At 76.3% G+C, this 15,055-nt stretch carries 9 protein-coding genes; 6 read left to right on the top strand and 3 right to left on the bottom strand.

Annotated features, from left to right (window positions below):
* Nucleotides 1-28: 28 nt before the first annotated feature.
* The 6 genes from OYE22_RS10150 to OYE22_RS10125 all read left to right on the top strand — a co-directional run bounded on the left by OYE22_RS10150 (nt 29) and on the right by OYE22_RS10125 (nt 10,926).
* Nucleotides 29-2,866, top strand: a complete 2,838-nt coding sequence (locus OYE22_RS10150; protein ID WP_277320098.1) for a DUF3492 domain-containing protein — start codon at nt 29-31, stop codon at nt 2,864-2,866.
* Nucleotides 2,863-5,070: a hypothetical protein gene (locus tag OYE22_RS10145; RefSeq protein ID WP_277324439.1), complete on the top strand. Its 2,208-nt coding sequence runs from the start codon at nt 2,863-2,865 to the stop codon at nt 5,068-5,070. The genes OYE22_RS10150 and OYE22_RS10145 overlap by 4 nt, the downstream gene beginning before the upstream one ends.
* A 266-nt stretch (nt 5,071-5,336) precedes the next feature.
* Nucleotides 5,337-6,398, top strand: a complete 1,062-nt coding sequence (locus OYE22_RS10140; protein WP_277320097.1) for an NAD-dependent epimerase/dehydratase family protein — start codon at nt 5,337-5,339, stop codon at nt 6,396-6,398.
* Nucleotides 6,386-7,135 carry a spherulation-specific family 4 protein gene (locus OYE22_RS10135; protein WP_277320096.1) on the top strand — a complete coding sequence of 250 codons (750 nt, stop codon included), beginning with the start codon at nt 6,386-6,388 and terminating at the stop codon, nt 7,133-7,135. The genes OYE22_RS10140 and OYE22_RS10135 overlap by 13 nt, the downstream gene beginning before the upstream one ends.
* Before the next feature lie 61 nt (nt 7,136-7,196).
* The gene (gene moeZ / locus OYE22_RS10130) at nt 7,197-8,375 is read left to right on the top strand and encodes an adenylyltransferase/sulfurtransferase MoeZ (protein WP_187089337.1); all 1,179 of its coding nucleotides are present in this window, start codon (nt 7,197-7,199) and stop codon (nt 8,373-8,375) included.
* A gap of 328 nt (nt 8,376-8,703) precedes the next feature.
* Complete coding sequence (locus OYE22_RS10125; protein ID WP_277324074.1) at nt 8,704-10,926, top strand: UvrD-helicase domain-containing protein; 2,223 nt, start codon at nt 8,704-8,706, stop codon at nt 10,924-10,926.
* Here OYE22_RS10125 and OYE22_RS10120 read toward each other — a convergent pair.
* The 3 genes from OYE22_RS10120 to OYE22_RS10110 all read right to left on the bottom strand — a co-directional run bounded on the left by OYE22_RS10120 (nt 10,923) and on the right by OYE22_RS10110 (nt 15,036).
* Entirely contained in the window at nt 10,923-12,527 is a 1,605-nt protein-coding gene (locus OYE22_RS10120; protein ID WP_277320095.1) for an alpha/beta hydrolase, read from the bottom strand. The genes OYE22_RS10125 and OYE22_RS10120 overlap by 4 nt on opposite strands.
* Nucleotides 12,528-12,596: 69 nt before the next feature.
* Nucleotides 12,597-14,129: an alpha/beta hydrolase gene (locus OYE22_RS10115; protein WP_277320094.1), complete on the bottom strand. Its 1,533-nt coding sequence runs from the start codon at nt 14,127-14,129 to the stop codon at nt 12,597-12,599.
* 346 nt (nt 14,130-14,475) lie between these two features.
* Nucleotides 14,476-15,036, bottom strand: a complete 561-nt coding sequence (locus OYE22_RS10110; protein WP_277320093.1) for a TetR/AcrR family transcriptional regulator — start codon at nt 15,034-15,036, stop codon at nt 14,476-14,478.
* Between the last annotated feature and the right edge of the window lie 19 nt (nt 15,037-15,055).

Here is a 15,055-nt window from a genome sequence, read left to right as displayed (position 1 = left end):
TGCCTACCAGGGAGATCGGGGTGCGAACGTGCGCGTGGGACTGCTGACCGAAGGTGGTTATCCGTACGCGAACGGTGCGGAACGGCGGTGGTGCGACCGGCTCGTACGCGAGCTGGCCCAGCACGAGTTCGAGGTCTGCGCGCTCAGCCGTAGCGCCGGGCAGGAGTCCGCCGGCTGGCTGCCACTGCCGAGCCAGGTGCGCCGGGTGCGCACCGCGCCGCTGTGGGGCGAGCCCCCGTACGCGTCGATGCCGGGCCCCGCGCGCCCCTACCGACGCCGCGAGCGCGCGCTGTTCGCCCAGCACTTCGGCCGCCTCGCGCGAGCCATCAGCGCGGCGGCCGTCGAACCACCGGCCGTCGAACCGCCGGCCGTCGACATCCCGGGCGGCGGGGCGTCGGGCGGCGAGGTGGCGGAGGCCGATGCGACGGGCGTCGCGTGCGGCGTCGGGGCGGACTCCTTAACGCACGGCGCGGCCGGCGGCGAGGCCCGTACGGAGGCCGGGGCGGAGCCCGGTGCGCGGGCCGGGGCGAGCGCCGGCTCGGACGCCGGCGTGGGTGGCGGCGTGCCGGCGGGGCCGGTGCGGGGTCGTGCGGGAGCGGCGCGCCGCGCGCGCCAGGCGGACCGTTTCGCCACTGTGGGACACGACGCCCCACGTCCCCCCGGTTCCGACGCGCCCCCCGAGCGCCCCGGCGGGTACGCCGTCCCCTCCCGTACCTTCGCCGACGGCCTCTACGGGCTTGCCGAACTGGCCCGGGAGCGCGGCGGGTTGGCGTCGGCGATCCGCTCCGACGCGGCGGCCCGGCTGCTGGAGGCCGCCTGTCGCGCGCCGGGCGCCATGGGCGACGCGCACCGCGCGAGCGTCGCCGACCTGCTCACCGTCCTGCGCTACCTGGAGCGCGCGCTGCGCCCGCTCTCGCTCGACTGGTACGGGGCCGAGCGGGGTCCCGACGCGGCCGGGGGCCCGTGGCCGGGGCGCGGCCTGGCCGGCGTGGACCTGTGCCACGCCACGTCGGGCGGGCTCGCCGCGCTGCCGGGACTGCTGGCCAAGCGCTTCTTCGGGACGCCGCTGCTGGTCACCGAGCACGGCTCGCGGCTGCGCGAGCACTACCTCACCTCCCTTTCCCCCGACCCGACCGACCCGGTGTCGCCGCCGGGTCACACCGCGCACTCCGCGCCGGTGCGCGCCCTGATCGCCTCGTTCCACCGCCAGTTGACCGCCGAGGTCTACGCGCGCGCCGACCTCGTCACGGCCGGCGGCGCGCACACCCGACGCTGGCAGGAGCGTTGCGGCGCCGCCCCGGCGCGGGTGCGGACGGTCTACCCGGGCCTGGACGCGCGCCGGTTCGCCGCCGTGGGCGACGACGGCACGGGCAACGACCACGCGGCCGACGACGGCCGCACGCTGCTGTGGGTCGGCCGCGTCGAGCCCACGCGGGACCTGATCGGACTGCTGCACGCGTTCGCCGAGGTGCGCCGCGACGAGCCCGGCGCCCGACTGCGGATCGTGGACACCGGACCGGCCGCCCCCGGCGCGCCGGGCGCCCTCGCCACCTGCCCGCCCGACACGGCCCACCTCGACACCCCCACACCGCTGGCGATGGCGCACGGGCGGCCGACCCCGGAGGCGGTGTGCGGTCCGCTCGGCTCCGGCCCGTTCGGTTACGGGCTCGGTTGCGGGTCGCTTGGCTGTGAGGTGGGGGCGTACGGATCGCTGGCGTGCGGATCGGTCGCGTGCGGATCGCCGGGGTACGGGGCGCCGGGGTACGGGATGGTCGCGGCGGGGCCGCCGGGGCACGGGATGGTCGCGGCGAGGCCGCCGGGGCACGCCGCCGCGACGCCGTTGGCCTGCGCGGTGGCGGTGGCGCGCGGTGGTGGCTGCGCGGCGGCCGGGCGGATCGGCCTCGGATGCGCGGCGGCGGTCAGTGGCGGCGTGGCGCGGGGGCGCCGGGAGGGCGTATCGCGTCGCGCCTGGCGCCGCGCGGCGCGCGCCGGTGCGCGCCATGGCGCCGGCGGGTACGCCCGGCGCACCGCCGGGGCGCCGTGGTGCGGTGCATACGGCGCCGGCGCCGACGGTCGCGGGCCGTGGCCCGGTACCGATGGCCACGGGCCCCGGGCCGGCGCCGGGCCGCTCGGTGCGGCGGCCTACCGGGCGCAGTGCGCCGCGCTCGCCGCGCAACTCTTCCCCGACGAGGCGCCGCACGCGCACGCGGCGGGCCGGAGCCCGGTCTCCTTCGAGACGCTGGGCGACTGGGACGCGCCGAACCTGTCGGAGACGTACGCCGCCGCCAGCGTCGTCGTGCTGTCGAGCCTGGCCGACGGGGACCCGGTCGGGCTGGTCGAGGCGATGCTCCACGGGCGGGCCACGGTGTCGACGGACGTCGGCGCGGTGGCCGAGGTGGTGGGGGGCACCGGGTTGCTGGTGCCGCCGCGCAACCCGCGCGCGCTGGCGGCGGCGTGTCTGACGCTGCTGCGCGACGGCGTGCGCCGGGAGCGCCTCGGCGCCGCGGCCCGTTCCCGGGCGCTGGAACTCTTCGACGCCGAGCACAACGCCGCGGCGTTCCGCGGCATCTACCTGGAGCTGATGTCGCACGCCCCGGTGCGCCGCGCCGACGCGGAGGTGAGCGCCGACGGTGGCCCGTTGCCGTTCGCGCACCCGGCGGAGGCACACGTGCCGGGCCGCTGGACGGCGCCGGGCCGCGCGGGTGGCGCGCCGGCGCGCGAGGCAGCGGGCCGCGCCGCGCCGGACTGGGCGAGGCGATCCGACGCCGCGGCCCCGCCGCTGACGGCGTGCGCGGGCGCGCCCCGTATCGAGGTGGCTGAGGCGCCGCGGGGCCGATCGAGAAAGCGAAAGGGGGCCGAAGCATGACGCCGCCCGAGCGGGCCCCCGACAACCCGCCCTCGGCCGAGGCCGCCGCTAACCCGCCGCCCACCGCCAATCCGCAGCCGGCGGCCAGCCCGTCGCCCGCCGCCGTGACCGCGCCCGAGCGCGGCCCGCGCCCCGCGCACCACGCCGGGCCCGCCCCGCTGGCCGGCGCTACGGAGCGCCGCCCGACGGCCGAGACCACGGGGGAGGCGCGTGCCCCCGGCGGGCGGGGCGCGCCGCCCGATGCGGAACCGTCCGCTTCCGCACCCCGCCACCCGGCCCCCCTCGACCCACGCCCCCACCCCGCCGACCCGACCGACGACGGCCCGACCGCCTCGGCGGCGCCCGCTCCGATGGTGTCCGCCGCGATGTCGGTTGTCGCGACGGCCGTCGGGCGTGCGGACGCCGCGCCGTCGGACGGTGGGCGGTCGGAGGGAGGTGGGCCGGCCCCCGTGCAGTCGGACGACGAGGAGCCCGCCCCCGCGCGGTCGGCCGGCGCTGGCGCGCCGGGCCCGGGCGCCCCCGGGGAGCGGCGGCGCGGGAGGTACGTCGACCCGGTGCGGCAGTTGCTGCACCAGCACCGCGAGCTGTGCGAGCGGGCCGTCGACCCGTGGGAGATCGCCGCGGGACTTGAGGCGCGCGGGGTCGGCGACCGCTCCGCCTCGCGCTACCGGCACCGCGACGTGTTCTCGCTGGCCGAGGAGTTGTACGCCAGAACGCCGCGCGCCGGCGCACTGGCGGACGACACGGCACCACCGCCGACCGCCAGAGCCACCCGGACCAGCCCCCTCGGCGCACTCGCCGCCAGCCCGTACGGCCCCGCCACCCCGCCCGCCGCCACGGCGTACCCGTACCCCACCTCGCACGCCGACGCGTACGCCCCGTATGCGTACGGACCGTTCGAGCACGCCCCATACGGGCACGTCCCGGTCGGGAACGCGCCGTGCGGGCACGCCGCACCCGGGGGCTCGCCGTACGGTCCGCCGGCGCGGCCCGCCGCCGGGGCGCCCCCCGCCTGCCCTCGCGCGAGCACCCCCCGCGCGAACCGCCCGCGCGCGGGCGGTTCGGGGTGCGACGGTGCGCCGGGGCGCGAGGCGGGGTGTTGGGAGCCGGCCTCGGCCTCCGCGTCGCGTCGGTCTCGCCGCGTGCCGTGGCGGTGGGGGCTCGGGCCGGTGTGGTGGTGCTGGCTGTTCGGGTTCCTGCTGGGCGGGAACTGGCTGCTCACCGAGGCGCTCGCGGGCACGCTCGGTGCCGGCTGGCGCACCGGGCAGCCGCCGTACCTACGCCCCCCGGGCCCCGACGGCTGGCCCGTCCCGCACACGTGGCCCGACCTCCACGGATGGCCCGACCTCCACGCGTGGCCTGAACTCCACGCGTGGTGGGGGTCCGAGGGCTGGCGGCAGGTGGCGCCCGGCGCGGTGGGCGTGGCGGCGCTCATCGGCGCGTGGCCGCCCGCCGTCTGGTGCGCGCGGTGGTTCGCCGCGCGCGCCCGGCACGGGCTGTGGGCGAGCCGGGAGTTGGCGACGTTCGCGGCGGGCGCGCGCGGGGCGTTCGTGGGCGCGCTGACGCTGTTCGGGTGCGCGCTCGGCGCGCTGCTCGCCACGGCCTGGTGCGCCCTGACATGGCACGGGTTCGGGCCGCGACCCGGCTTCGGACCCGGGGCCGCGCTCGCCGCCGGCGCGCTCGGTCTGCTGCTGTTCGTCGCGCGCCTGCTGGCCGCGCACGGGTTCCGCCGCGCCGCGCGTCGCGGGCTCGCGCTGGCCTGCGGGATCGAGGCGTTGGCGGTGGCGACCGCGCTGGCCGCCGAAGCGCCCCGGTGCGCGGGGCTGGCCCGACCGGTCGAGCGCCTGGTCGCGGTCGGCGGGCCCGCGGCCGTGACCACTCTCGCCTGCGCCACCGGCGCGCTGGTGCTGGGCGCGTACGCGCTCGGCGCGCTCACCCGCCCCTGGGCGCACGCCATCGACACCCACCCGCCGGCCGGCGCACGCCCGCGCGCGTACGACACGGGCCCGGCCACCCGGGGCGGTCACCCCGCCGCCCCCGACCCCGGCACTCACCGCACCCCGGTGCGGGACGCCACGTCCACGCGTACGGCGACCGACGGCGTCCGCCGTCGCGGCGCGGTGCCACGGGAGATCGGCGCGGGCAGCCCCGCGCCGTGCGAGGGCTGGGCGCGGCGATCCCGTGGCCCGGCCGTGTCCCCGTAGGGCGCACGCCGCTGGCACCGCGTGCGCCACGCAAGCCGGCGCACGACCCACGACCTCCGCCGCCGCACCTCCCGGCCCACCGGGCCGGGGGCGGCGCAACCCTCACAAGGAGCAAGCGAGATGACCCACCATCGCGTCGACCGCCCCACCCGCCGAGCGGCCGGAACGCCCGGGGCCACCCGGCCCGCCGGGGCGGCCCGTCACCAGTGCCGGCGCGCCGCCGGCGCCCCGCTCGTCGGCGGCTCCACGGAACGGGGGCGCGGCTGATGCGCGTACTCCTGCTCGGCTCCAGTGGTTACATCGGGCGCTACGTCGCCGACCATCTGCTCGCCGACCCGGCGGTGCAGCTCACCGAACTCGGCCGGGGCGACGCGGCCGACGTCCGGTTCGACCTGTCCACCGGCAGCCCCGGGGCGCTGACCCGCTTCCTGGACGCCGTCCACCCCGGCGTGGTGATCAACTGCGCGGGCACGACGCGCGGCGGCGCCCGGGAGCTGACCCGGCACAACACGGTGGCCGTCGCCACCATCTGCGAGTCGCTGCGGCGCAGCGGCTGCGGCGCGCGCCTGGTGCAGCTCGGCTGCTCCGCGGAGTACGGGCCGTCGCAGCCCGGCTCGTCCACCGCGGAGGACGCCATTCCGCGCCCGGGCGGCCCGTACGGGGTGAGCAAGCTGGCCGCGACGGAGCTGGTCCTCGGCTCCGGGCTCGACGCCATCGTGCTGCGCGTGTTCTCGCCGGTCGGGCCCGGCACGCCGCCCGGGTCGCCGCTCGGTCGGCTCGCCGACACCATGCGGCGCGCGATGCAGGCCGGCGACAACGAGCTGAGGTTTCCCGGGCTCGGCGCGCAGCGCGATTTCGTCGACGTACGCGACGTGGCGCGGGCCGTCCACGCGGCATCGTTGTCGGCTGCCCAGGGTGTGGTGAACATCGGCACCGGCCGCGCCGTGCGGATGCGGGACGCCGCCGCCGTGCTGGCCCGGGTGGCGGGCTTCGGCGGCGCGTTGCACGACATGGAGGGCGGGTCGCACCCGCTGCGCTCCGTGCCGCACCCCGCCCAGCCCTCCGGCCTGGCGCACGCCGGCGGACACGGGCCGCTCGGCGCCGGCCACGGCCCCGTGGGCGGGCCCGGCCACGGCCCCGGGCACGGCCGGGGCGAGCACGGGTCCGACCACCCGACGGGGCCCGTCGGGCACGTCTACCCGGACGGTTGTGGCAGTTGGCAGCAGGCGGACGTGCGTACCGCGCGCGATCGGCTGGGCTGGCGGACGCGGATCGGCCTGGAGGAATCCCTGGCCGACATCTGGATGGAGGCGGCATGCCGTATGTGACCTCCACCGGTACCCGGCGTCCCGGCGCGGTGGCGGGCCGGCTCGGCTTCGGGGTGCCCGGCTGCGCGCACCCGCTGGTGGCGCCGGCCGAGTGGGCCGAACTGGCCCGCCCGTACACCCCGTTGCACTGGGCGGTGCTCAACGTGGCGCGCGGGCCCGGCGCCCGCCCCGACCCGCACTGCCTGGCTGCGGCGGCCCGGCTACACGAGGCGCGCGGCCGGGTGCTCGGCCACCTCGACGTGCGGTTCGGCACCCGCCCGTTCGGCGAACTGCTCTCGGACGCGCACCGCTTCCTGGAGTGGTACCAGGTGGACGGCTTCTACCTGGATCGATGTCCCACCGAGCGGCCGGGCCTGGCCGAGGTGCGCCGGATCGCGACCACCCTGCGCGCCCTGCGCGCGCCGGCGTACCTGGTGTTCGCGCACGGCACGCACCCGCATCCGAGCTACGTGGAGAGCGCCGACCAGTTGGTGACCTTCTCCGGGCAGTGGGCCGACTACCGGTGGTCGCAGGCCGCCGCGTGGACGGCCGACCACCCGCCCGAGCGGTTCTGCCACCTGGTGCACGGCGTGCCCCGCACGCATCTGGACGAGGCGCTGCGCATCGCGCGCTGGCAGGGAGCGGGCACCATCTACTTCACCGACCGGCAGGGCCACGGCCAGGCCGACGCGTGGGAGACGCTGCCCGGCTACTGGGACGAAATCGTCTCGCGCATCGGACCTGGTGTCACGGAATGAGACACCGCGTGGCAGTGTTACCAGAAGAACAACGCTGCTCCCATCAACTACGGAGTTCCCCGTGTCGCTGCCACCCCTGGTCGAGCCGGCTGCCGAGCTCACCGTGGACGAGGTCCGCAGGTACTCGCGTCACCTGATCATTCCCGATGTGGGAATGGACGGGCAGAAGCGACTGAAGAACGCCAAGGTGCTCTGTGTGGGCGCGGGCGGCCTCGGCTCGCCCGCCCTGATGTACATGGCGGCCGCCGGTGTCGGCACGCTCGGCATCGTGGAGTTCGACGAGGTCGACGAGTCGAACCTGCAGCGCCAGATCATCCACAGCCAGGCCGACATCGGCCGCTCCAAGGCGGAGTCCGCCCGCGACACCGTCCTTGGCATCAACCCGTACGTGAACGTCGTGCTGCACGAGGACCGCCTTGAGGCGGAGAACGTGATGGAGATCTTCTCCCAGTACGACCTGATCGTGGACGGCACGGACAACTTCGCCACGCGTTACCTGGTCAACGACGCGTGCGTGCTGTTGAACAAGCCGTACGTGTGGGGTTCGATCTACCGCTTCGACGGCCAGGCGTCCGTGTTCTGGAGCGAGCACGGCCCGTGCTACCGCTGCCTGTACCCGGAGCCCCCGCCGCCGGGCATGGTGCCCTCCTGCGCCGAGGGCGGCGTGCTCGGGGTGTTGTGCGCCTCGATCGGCTCGATCCAGGTCAACGAGGCCATCAAGCTGCTCGCCGGCATCGGTGAGCCGCTGGTCGGCCGCCTGATGATCTACGACGCCCTGGAGATGACCTACCGCCAGGTCAAGGTCCGCAAGGACCCCGACTGCGCGGTCTGCGGTCCGAACGCGACGGTCACCGAGCTGATCGACTACGAGGCGTTCTGCGGCGTGGTCTCGGAGGAGGCCCAGGAGGCGGCGCAGGGTTCGACCATCACGCCCAAGCAGCTCAAGCAGTGGATCGACGACGGCGAGGGCATCGAGATCATCGACGTCCGCGAGCCGAACGAGTACGAGATCGTCTCCATCCCCGGCGCCCGGTTGGTCCCGAAGAACGAGTTCCTGATGGGCGACGCCCTGCAGGGCCTTCCACAGGACAAGAAGATCGTCTTGCACTGCAAGACGGGCGTCCGGTCGGCCGAGGTGCTCGCCGTGCTCAAGTCCGCGGGCTTCGCGGACGCGGTGCACGTGGGCGGCGGCGTGATCGGCTGGGTCCACCAGATCGAGCCGGAGAAGCCGGTCTACTGACCGCGCGGCGCGCCCCGCGACCCACGGCGGCGCCACGCGGTCAGCGGCACGCGGCACAGGGGCCGGGTCCACCGTCAGCCGGCGGCGGACCCGGCCCCGGCGCGTGCCCGGCCGAGGGCCGCGCCGCCCGTCGCCCGCGCCGCCCACGTACCGCCTCCACCACCGTCCGAGGCGGCGTATGCGAAAAGAGATAAGCCCCGGATGAATTGACATCCGGGGCTTATCTCTGCGTATATTTGGTTCTTCGTGTCTTCGTTGAAGAGAAACACGAATTCAAGTCATCTGCGGGAAGCATAACGCGTCGGGAGTGGAATTGTCAACCGAGGAAATGCGGCAGGAACAGCAATTCATCACTGGCCTCTATGCCCGGCTCGATCAGCTCAGGGAGCAGGCCGAGGAGGCGATGCGGGCCGCGCTCGTGCAGGTGGGGAACGGTTTGCAGGCCAGGCTTGAGCGGGATGTGCAGGTGGCCGAGCAGGCCGGGCTGATCAGTGCGATCAACGCGGGGGAGAACGGACTCTGTTTCGGTCGCCTCGACTTCCGGGACGGCCGGAGTCATCACATCGGGCGTATCGGAATTCGCCAGGACGACGCGTCCCGTACACCCTTGGTAATCGACTGGCGGGCGGATGTCGCGCGGCCCTTCTACCTGGCCACCGGGCATTCCCCGATGGGCCTGCGGCGCAGGCGGCACATCAGCACCGAGGGGCGCACCGTCACCGCGCTGCACGACGAGCTGATGGACCTGGCGGACCCGACCCGCACCGGCCACGAGGGCGCCGACGCCGACGAGGTGCTGCTGGCCTCGCTGGACGCGGCGCGCACCGGGCGGATGCACGACATCGTCCGTACCATCCAGGCCGAGCAGGACCGCATCATCCGGGCGCCGCACCAGGGCGTCCTGGTCGTCGAGGGTGGCCCCGGCACCGGCAAAACCGTCGTCGCGCTGCACCGGGCGGCGTACCTGCTGTACGAGCACCGCGAGCTGCTGGCCCGCCGCGCCGTGCTGATCGTCGGCCCGAACCCGGCCTTCCTGAGCTACATCGGCGACGTGCTGCCCTCGCTCGGCGAGACCGGCGTACTGCTGGCCACCCTCGGCGAACTCTTCCCCGGGGTGCGTGCCACCGGCACCGACAGCCCGGCCGCCGCCGAGGTCAAGGGGCGGGCCGCGATGGCCGACGTGCTGGCCAAGGCGTTGCGGGACCGGCAGACCGTGCCGGAGTCGGCCCTGGAGGTCGACCACGAGGGGTACGGGACGCTCCAGTTGGACCGGGCCATGGCCGAGGACGCGCGCTGGCGGGCCCGCGAGAGCCGACTGCCGCACAACCTGGCCCGGCCCACCTTCGCCTTCCACGTCATCGACGCGCTCACCGCGCAACTGGCCGAGCGGATCGGCGCCGACCCGTTCGGTGGGCCCAACCTGCTCGGGCCCGACGACCTGGCCCAGTTGGGCAAGGAGATCGCGACCAGCCACGAGGTGCACGCGGCCATCGACGAACTGTGGCCGACGCTCACCCCGCAGGAGTTCGTCGCCGACTTCCTCGCCGAGCCGACCCACCTGGACGAGACGTCGGCCGCGCTGATCCGACGCGAGGGCGGGGCCTGGACCGAGGCCGACGTGCCCCTGTTGGACGAGGCGGCCGAACTCCTCGGCGAGGACGACAGCGCGGCCCGCGCCGCGGCCGAGGCCGCGCGCCAGGAGCGGATCGCGTACGCGCAGAACGTGCTGGAGCTGTCGGCGGGCTCGGAGACGTACGAGTTCGAGGACGAGGAGTCCGAGGTGCTCGCGGCGCACGACATCATCGACGCCGAGCGGATGGCCGAGCGGCACGAGGAGGCCGACCACCGCAGCGCGGCCGAGCGCGCGGCGGCCGACCGGACCTGGGCGTTCGGCCACATCGTGGTGGACGAGGCGCAGGAGCTGTCGGCGATGGCCTGGCGACTGCTGATGCGGCGGGTGCCGACGCGCTCCATGACGCTGGTCGGCGACCCGGCCCAGACGGCGGACCCCGCCGGGCTCGGCTCGTGGGAGCGCATCCTCGCGCCGTACGTGGGCGACCGCTGGGAGCACGTGCGGCTGGGCGTCAACTACCGCACGCCCGCCGAGATCATGGAGGTGGCCGCCGCGTTCCTGCGGGCGCACGACCCCGCGTTCCAGGCGCCGGGGTCGGTGCGCTCCACCGGGGTGCGGCCCTGGGCGCTGCGCGCCGAACCGGCGGAGCTGGCCGCGGCCGTCGCGCGCCAGGCGGCGGTGGCCCGGGCCGGTGGCCGGGTCGCGGTGATCGCCCCGGCCGAGCTGCACGCCGGGCTGCTCGCCGAGCTGCCGGACGCGGGCCACGGGCCCACGCCCGATCTGACCCGGGAGGTGGTGCTGCTCGACCCGCGGCAGGCCAAGGGCCTGGAGTTCGACACGGTCCTCGTCGTGGAGCCGGCCGGTTACCCGGTCAGCGACCTCTACGTGGCGCTGACCCGCGCCACCCAGCGCCTCGGGGTGCTGCACACGGGCGAACTGCCCGCGGCGCTGGGTGGGCTGGCGGCGGCCGACCGCTAGCCGCAGGTGGTGCCGTTCGGCGGCACGGTGCCGTCGATGAGGTAGTCGTTCACGGTGCGCACCGTGCACTCGTCGCCGCTGTTGTACGCGCCGTGCCCCTCGCCGCGGTACGTCAGCTCGACGCCGACGCCCTCGCCGAGTTCGCTGGCCATGGTGCGCGCGCCCTCGTACGGCGTCGCCGGGTCGCCGGTGGTGCCGATGACCAGGATCGGGGCCGCGCCGGGGGCGCTGACCTCGGGGTGCTCGCGCAACCCCGGCACCGGCCAGTCGGTGCACCCGAGCATGCCCCAGGCCATGAACTCGCCGAAGATCGGGGAGACCTTGCGGAAGGCCGGCAGCTCGGCCCGCACCTGCTCGGGGGTGAAGCGCTGGCGCGTGTCCCGGCAGGTGATGGCGGAGTTGGCGGGCTGGCCGTTGTCGTAGCGGCCGCTCTCGTCGCGGCCCGCCATGGAGTCGGCCAGCGCCAGCAGTATCGTGCCCCGCTCCGCCTCGATGGCCTCCTGGAGGCCGAGCGAGAGGTACTTCCAGTTCTCCTTGTTGTACAGCGCGGTGGCGATGCCGCTGAGGGCCTGGCCCTGGGTGAGTTCGCGGTCGCCGTCGTCGGTCGGCAGCGGTTCCCCGTCCAACGCCCCCAGCAGGGCCGCGATCAGCTCGCGCCCCTCGGCCGGGTCGTCGCCCACCGGGCACTTCGCGCCCTTGCCGGCGCAGTCCTTCAGGTAGTTGTCCAGGGCGCGCTGGAAGCCCCGCGCGTGGGCGAGCGCGCCCGCCCTGGTGTCGCTGGTCGGGTCGACGACCGCGTCCAGCACGGCCCGGCCGACGTTCTTGGGGAACAGGTGGGCGTAGGTGCCGCCGAGTTCGGTGCCGTAGGAGATGCCGAAGTAGTGCAGCTTGCGGTCGCGCAGCACCTGCCGCATCAGGTCCAGGTCGCGGGCGGCGTTCTCGGTGTCCACATGCGCCAGGACCTTGCCGGACGCGCGCTGACAGGCCGCCGCGTACGCGCGCGAGTCGGCCAGGCCCCGCTCCAGCTCCGCGGCGTCGTCGGGCGTGCCGTCCACCTCGGCCGACGCGTCCCGCTCCGCGTCGCTTGTGCAGGTGACGCCGGCGCTCTCGCCGACCCCGCGCGGGTCGAAGCTCACCAGGTCGTAGCGCTCGCCCAGGCGCGTGTAGTCCTCGGCGAAGTCGGGCAGGGTGGCGACGCCGGAGCCGCCGGGGCCGCCGAAGTTGAAGACGAGCGAGCCGATGCGCCGGTCGGTCTCGGCGGCCGGCTTGCGGATGAGGGCGAGGTCGATGGTCTCGCCCCCCGGCTTCGCGTAGTCCAGCGGGGCCTTGAGCGTGCCGCACTGCCAGGCGTCGCCGGGCTTCTCGCCCCCGCCCTGGAGCACCGTCGGCGCCGCGCACGCCTTCCACTGCACCTGTTGACCGGTGAGCTGCTTCGGCAGGTTGGGGTCGACCGGTACGGGAGGCAACGGCGTACCGGTGGAGGACTCGCGCCGCTCGCCGCCCGCCTCCTCGTCACCGCCCCCGCATCCGGCCACCGTGGCGCCGACCACGATCATGAGAGCGGCTGAGGCCAGGGCCGTGCTCCGTATATGGCGTGACATGGAAAGCGATCCTAAACGCCCCTTCCCGCACCGCTGACGTCCCCGTGCCGCCACGCCGTCACCCGCGCCTCACGAGCACGTCGTCCCGCTGGGCGGCACCGTCCCCGCCAGCAGGTACGCGTCCACGGTGCGCCGCACGCACCGGCTGCCGCCGCCGTACGCGCCGTGCCCCTCGCCCCGGTACGTCACCTCGATGCCCACGCCCGGGCCCAGCGCGCGGGCCATCCGCCGGGCCCCCTCGTACGGCGTCGCCGGGTCGCCGGTGGTGCCGACGACCAGGATCGGGGCGGCGCCGGGGGCGCGCACGTCCGGGGTGCGCCAGGTGCCGGCCGTGGGCCAGTGCCGGCACTGGAGCAGGCCCCAGGCCAGGTACTCGCCGAAGACCGGGGACGCCGCGCGGAACTCCGGCAGCCGCGCTCGCACGTCCGCCGCCGTGTAGCGCTGTCGGTAGTCGGCGCAGGTGATGGCGGTCAGGGCGGACTGCAGGGTGCTGTAGCGGCCCTGTTCGCCGCGCCCGTTCATCAGGTCGCCGAGGGCGAGCAGCGTCGTGCCGTCCCCGTCGGCCGCGTCGCGCAGCCCCTGTGTCAGGTACTCCCAGAAGTCCTCGGTGTACAGCGCCTGCGCGATGCCGTCGCTGGCCAGCGACTGGGTCAGGGTCCGACCACCGGCGCCGGGCAGCGGGTCGCGGTCCAGCCGGCGGAGCAGCGCGGTGATCTCCTCGCCGGTCAGGCAGTCGTCCGCGTCGGCGGGGCAGGCGCGCAGGTAGTTCTCCAGCGCCCGCTGGAACCCCCTGGCCTGCCCCAGGGCGCCGCTCACCGGGTCCTGGCCCGGGTCCACGACGGCGTCGAACACGGCCCGGCCGACCCGGCGCGGGTACAGGTGGGCGTAGACGCCGCCGAGTTCGGTGCCGTAGGAGACGCCGAAGTAGTGCAGCCTGGCGTCGCCGAGCACGCGCCGCATCAGGTCCATGTCGCGGGCGGCGTTGACGGTGCCGACGTGCGCGAGCACCTTCCCGGAGCGCTCCTCGCAGCCCGCGGCGTACTCGCGCTTGCGGGTCTCCAGGGCCCGGGTCTCGCGGGCGTCGTCCGGGGTGGTGTCGGCGGCGTGGTACGCGTCCAGGTCCGCGTCGCTCAGGCAGCGCACCCCGCTGCTGCGGCCGACCCCGCGCGGGTCGAAGCTGACCAGGTCGTAACGGGTGCGCAGGTCGCGGTAGTCCTCGGCGAAGGCCGGCAGGGCGCTGACGCCGGAGCCGCCGGGGCCGCCGAAGTTGTAGACCAGCGAGCCGATCCGGCGCGCCCGGTCGGTGGCCGGGGCGCGGATGAGGGCGATGTCGATGGTCTCGCCGCGCGGCTCGGCGTGGTCCAGCGGCGCGCGCAGCGTGGCGCACTCCCAGGGCGGGCCCGGCGCCGGGGTGCCCGCGCCCTCCTCGCCATCGGCCGGCTCCGGGCACCGTCCCCAGGCGAGCTTCTGTCGCGCCAGGGACGTCGGGTGCTCCTCGCCCCCGCCGTCCCCGCAGCCCGCGAGGGCCCCGCCGACCAGGAGCAGGGCCAGGGCCAGGGGCCAGGTCGACCCGCCGTGGCCCGACCGCCTCGCTCGGCTCACCTGCCACACCCGCCGCGCCCGGCCCTGTCGCCGCGGCTGCTCCGGCCGCTCCGCCCCGTCCGTCCGCCCCGCGAGCCGGCCGCCGCGCTGGCCCTGTGCCGTCGCGGGCGCCGGCCGCGTGGCCCCGGCGGACGCGCGGCGGGGGCCCGGTCGGGTCGCTCGGGGCATGGCCGTCCTCTCGCGTGGGCGCACCGGGCGGCGGTGCGCGGTGCGGCTGCTGCCCATCGTCCGCACTGGCGCCGGCCGCTGCCCGCACAGCGCGCCGGACGGGTGAGCGGGGCGCCGGGGCGAGCGGGCGGGAGCGCCGCCGGCCGGGACGCGGGGCCGAGCGGCGTCGGCCAGGCGGTCAGCGCGCGGGGCTGACCCCGGCCACGACGAGGCCGAGCAGTCGCCGCGCCTCGGCGGCCGGGTCCGGGTGGCGCTCGGTGGCCAGGGCGATGCCCGTGACGAGCGTGAGCAGGTCGGCCGCGGTCACGTCCGGCGCCAGGCCGCCGGTCGCGGCGGCCCGCCGCACCAGCGGCTCGACCGCCGTGGCGAGCTTGGCCGAGCAGTCCTCCACCTCCTCGGGAGCGGTCAGCCCGTCCTGGACCAGCGCGTCGGCCATGCCCCGGGCGGAGGCCGCGTACGTCGTGAGGGCGCCCAGCCACTCAAGGAGCGCGGCCCGCGCGTCGGCCGCTTCGGTCAGCTCGGCGGCCCGGGCGACCAGGGCCGCGATCCGCTCGCCGAACACGGCCTCCAACAGCGCGCGCCGGCCGGGGAAGTGCCGGCGCACGGTGGCCGAGCCGACCCCCGCGATGCGGGCGATCCGCTCCAGGGAGGCGTCGGCGCCGTGCGCGGCGACCTCCTGCTCGGCCACGGCGAGAATCCGCGCGTAGTTGCGCCGGGCGTCCGCGCGCTGGCCGGTCATGGCGTCATCTCCGAGATTG

The sequence above is a fragment of the Streptomyces sp. 71268 genome (genome assembly GCF_029392895.1).
GTDB lineage: Bacteria > Actinomycetota > Actinomycetes > Streptomycetales > Streptomycetaceae > Streptomyces.
The sequence above is the reverse complement of the archived record's forward strand: the minus strand, read 5'-3'. Positions and strand labels throughout refer to the sequence as shown.

Bases quoted from the DNA above. Each gene is read 5' to 3' on its own strand.
- OYE22_RS10145 (WP_277324439.1), top strand. From the start codon at position 2,863: ATGACGCCGCCCGAGCGGGCCCCCGACAACCCGCCCTCGGCCGAGGCC.
- OYE22_RS10110 (WP_277320093.1), bottom strand. From the start codon at position 15,036: ATGACCGGCCAGCGCGCGGACGCCCGGCGCAACTACGCGCGGATTCTC.
- OYE22_RS10140 (WP_277320097.1), top strand. From the start codon at position 5,337: ATGCGCGTACTCCTGCTCGGCTCCAGTGGTTACATCGGGCGCTACGTC.
- OYE22_RS10125 (WP_277324074.1), top strand. From the start codon at position 8,704: ATGCGGCAGGAACAGCAATTCATCACTGGCCTCTATGCCCGGCTCGAT.
- OYE22_RS10120 (WP_277320095.1), bottom strand. From the start codon at position 12,527: ATGTCACGCCATATACGGAGCACGGCCCTGGCCTCAGCCGCTCTCATG.
- OYE22_RS10135 (WP_277320096.1), top strand. From the start codon at position 6,386: ATGCCGTATGTGACCTCCACCGGTACCCGGCGTCCCGGCGCGGTGGCG.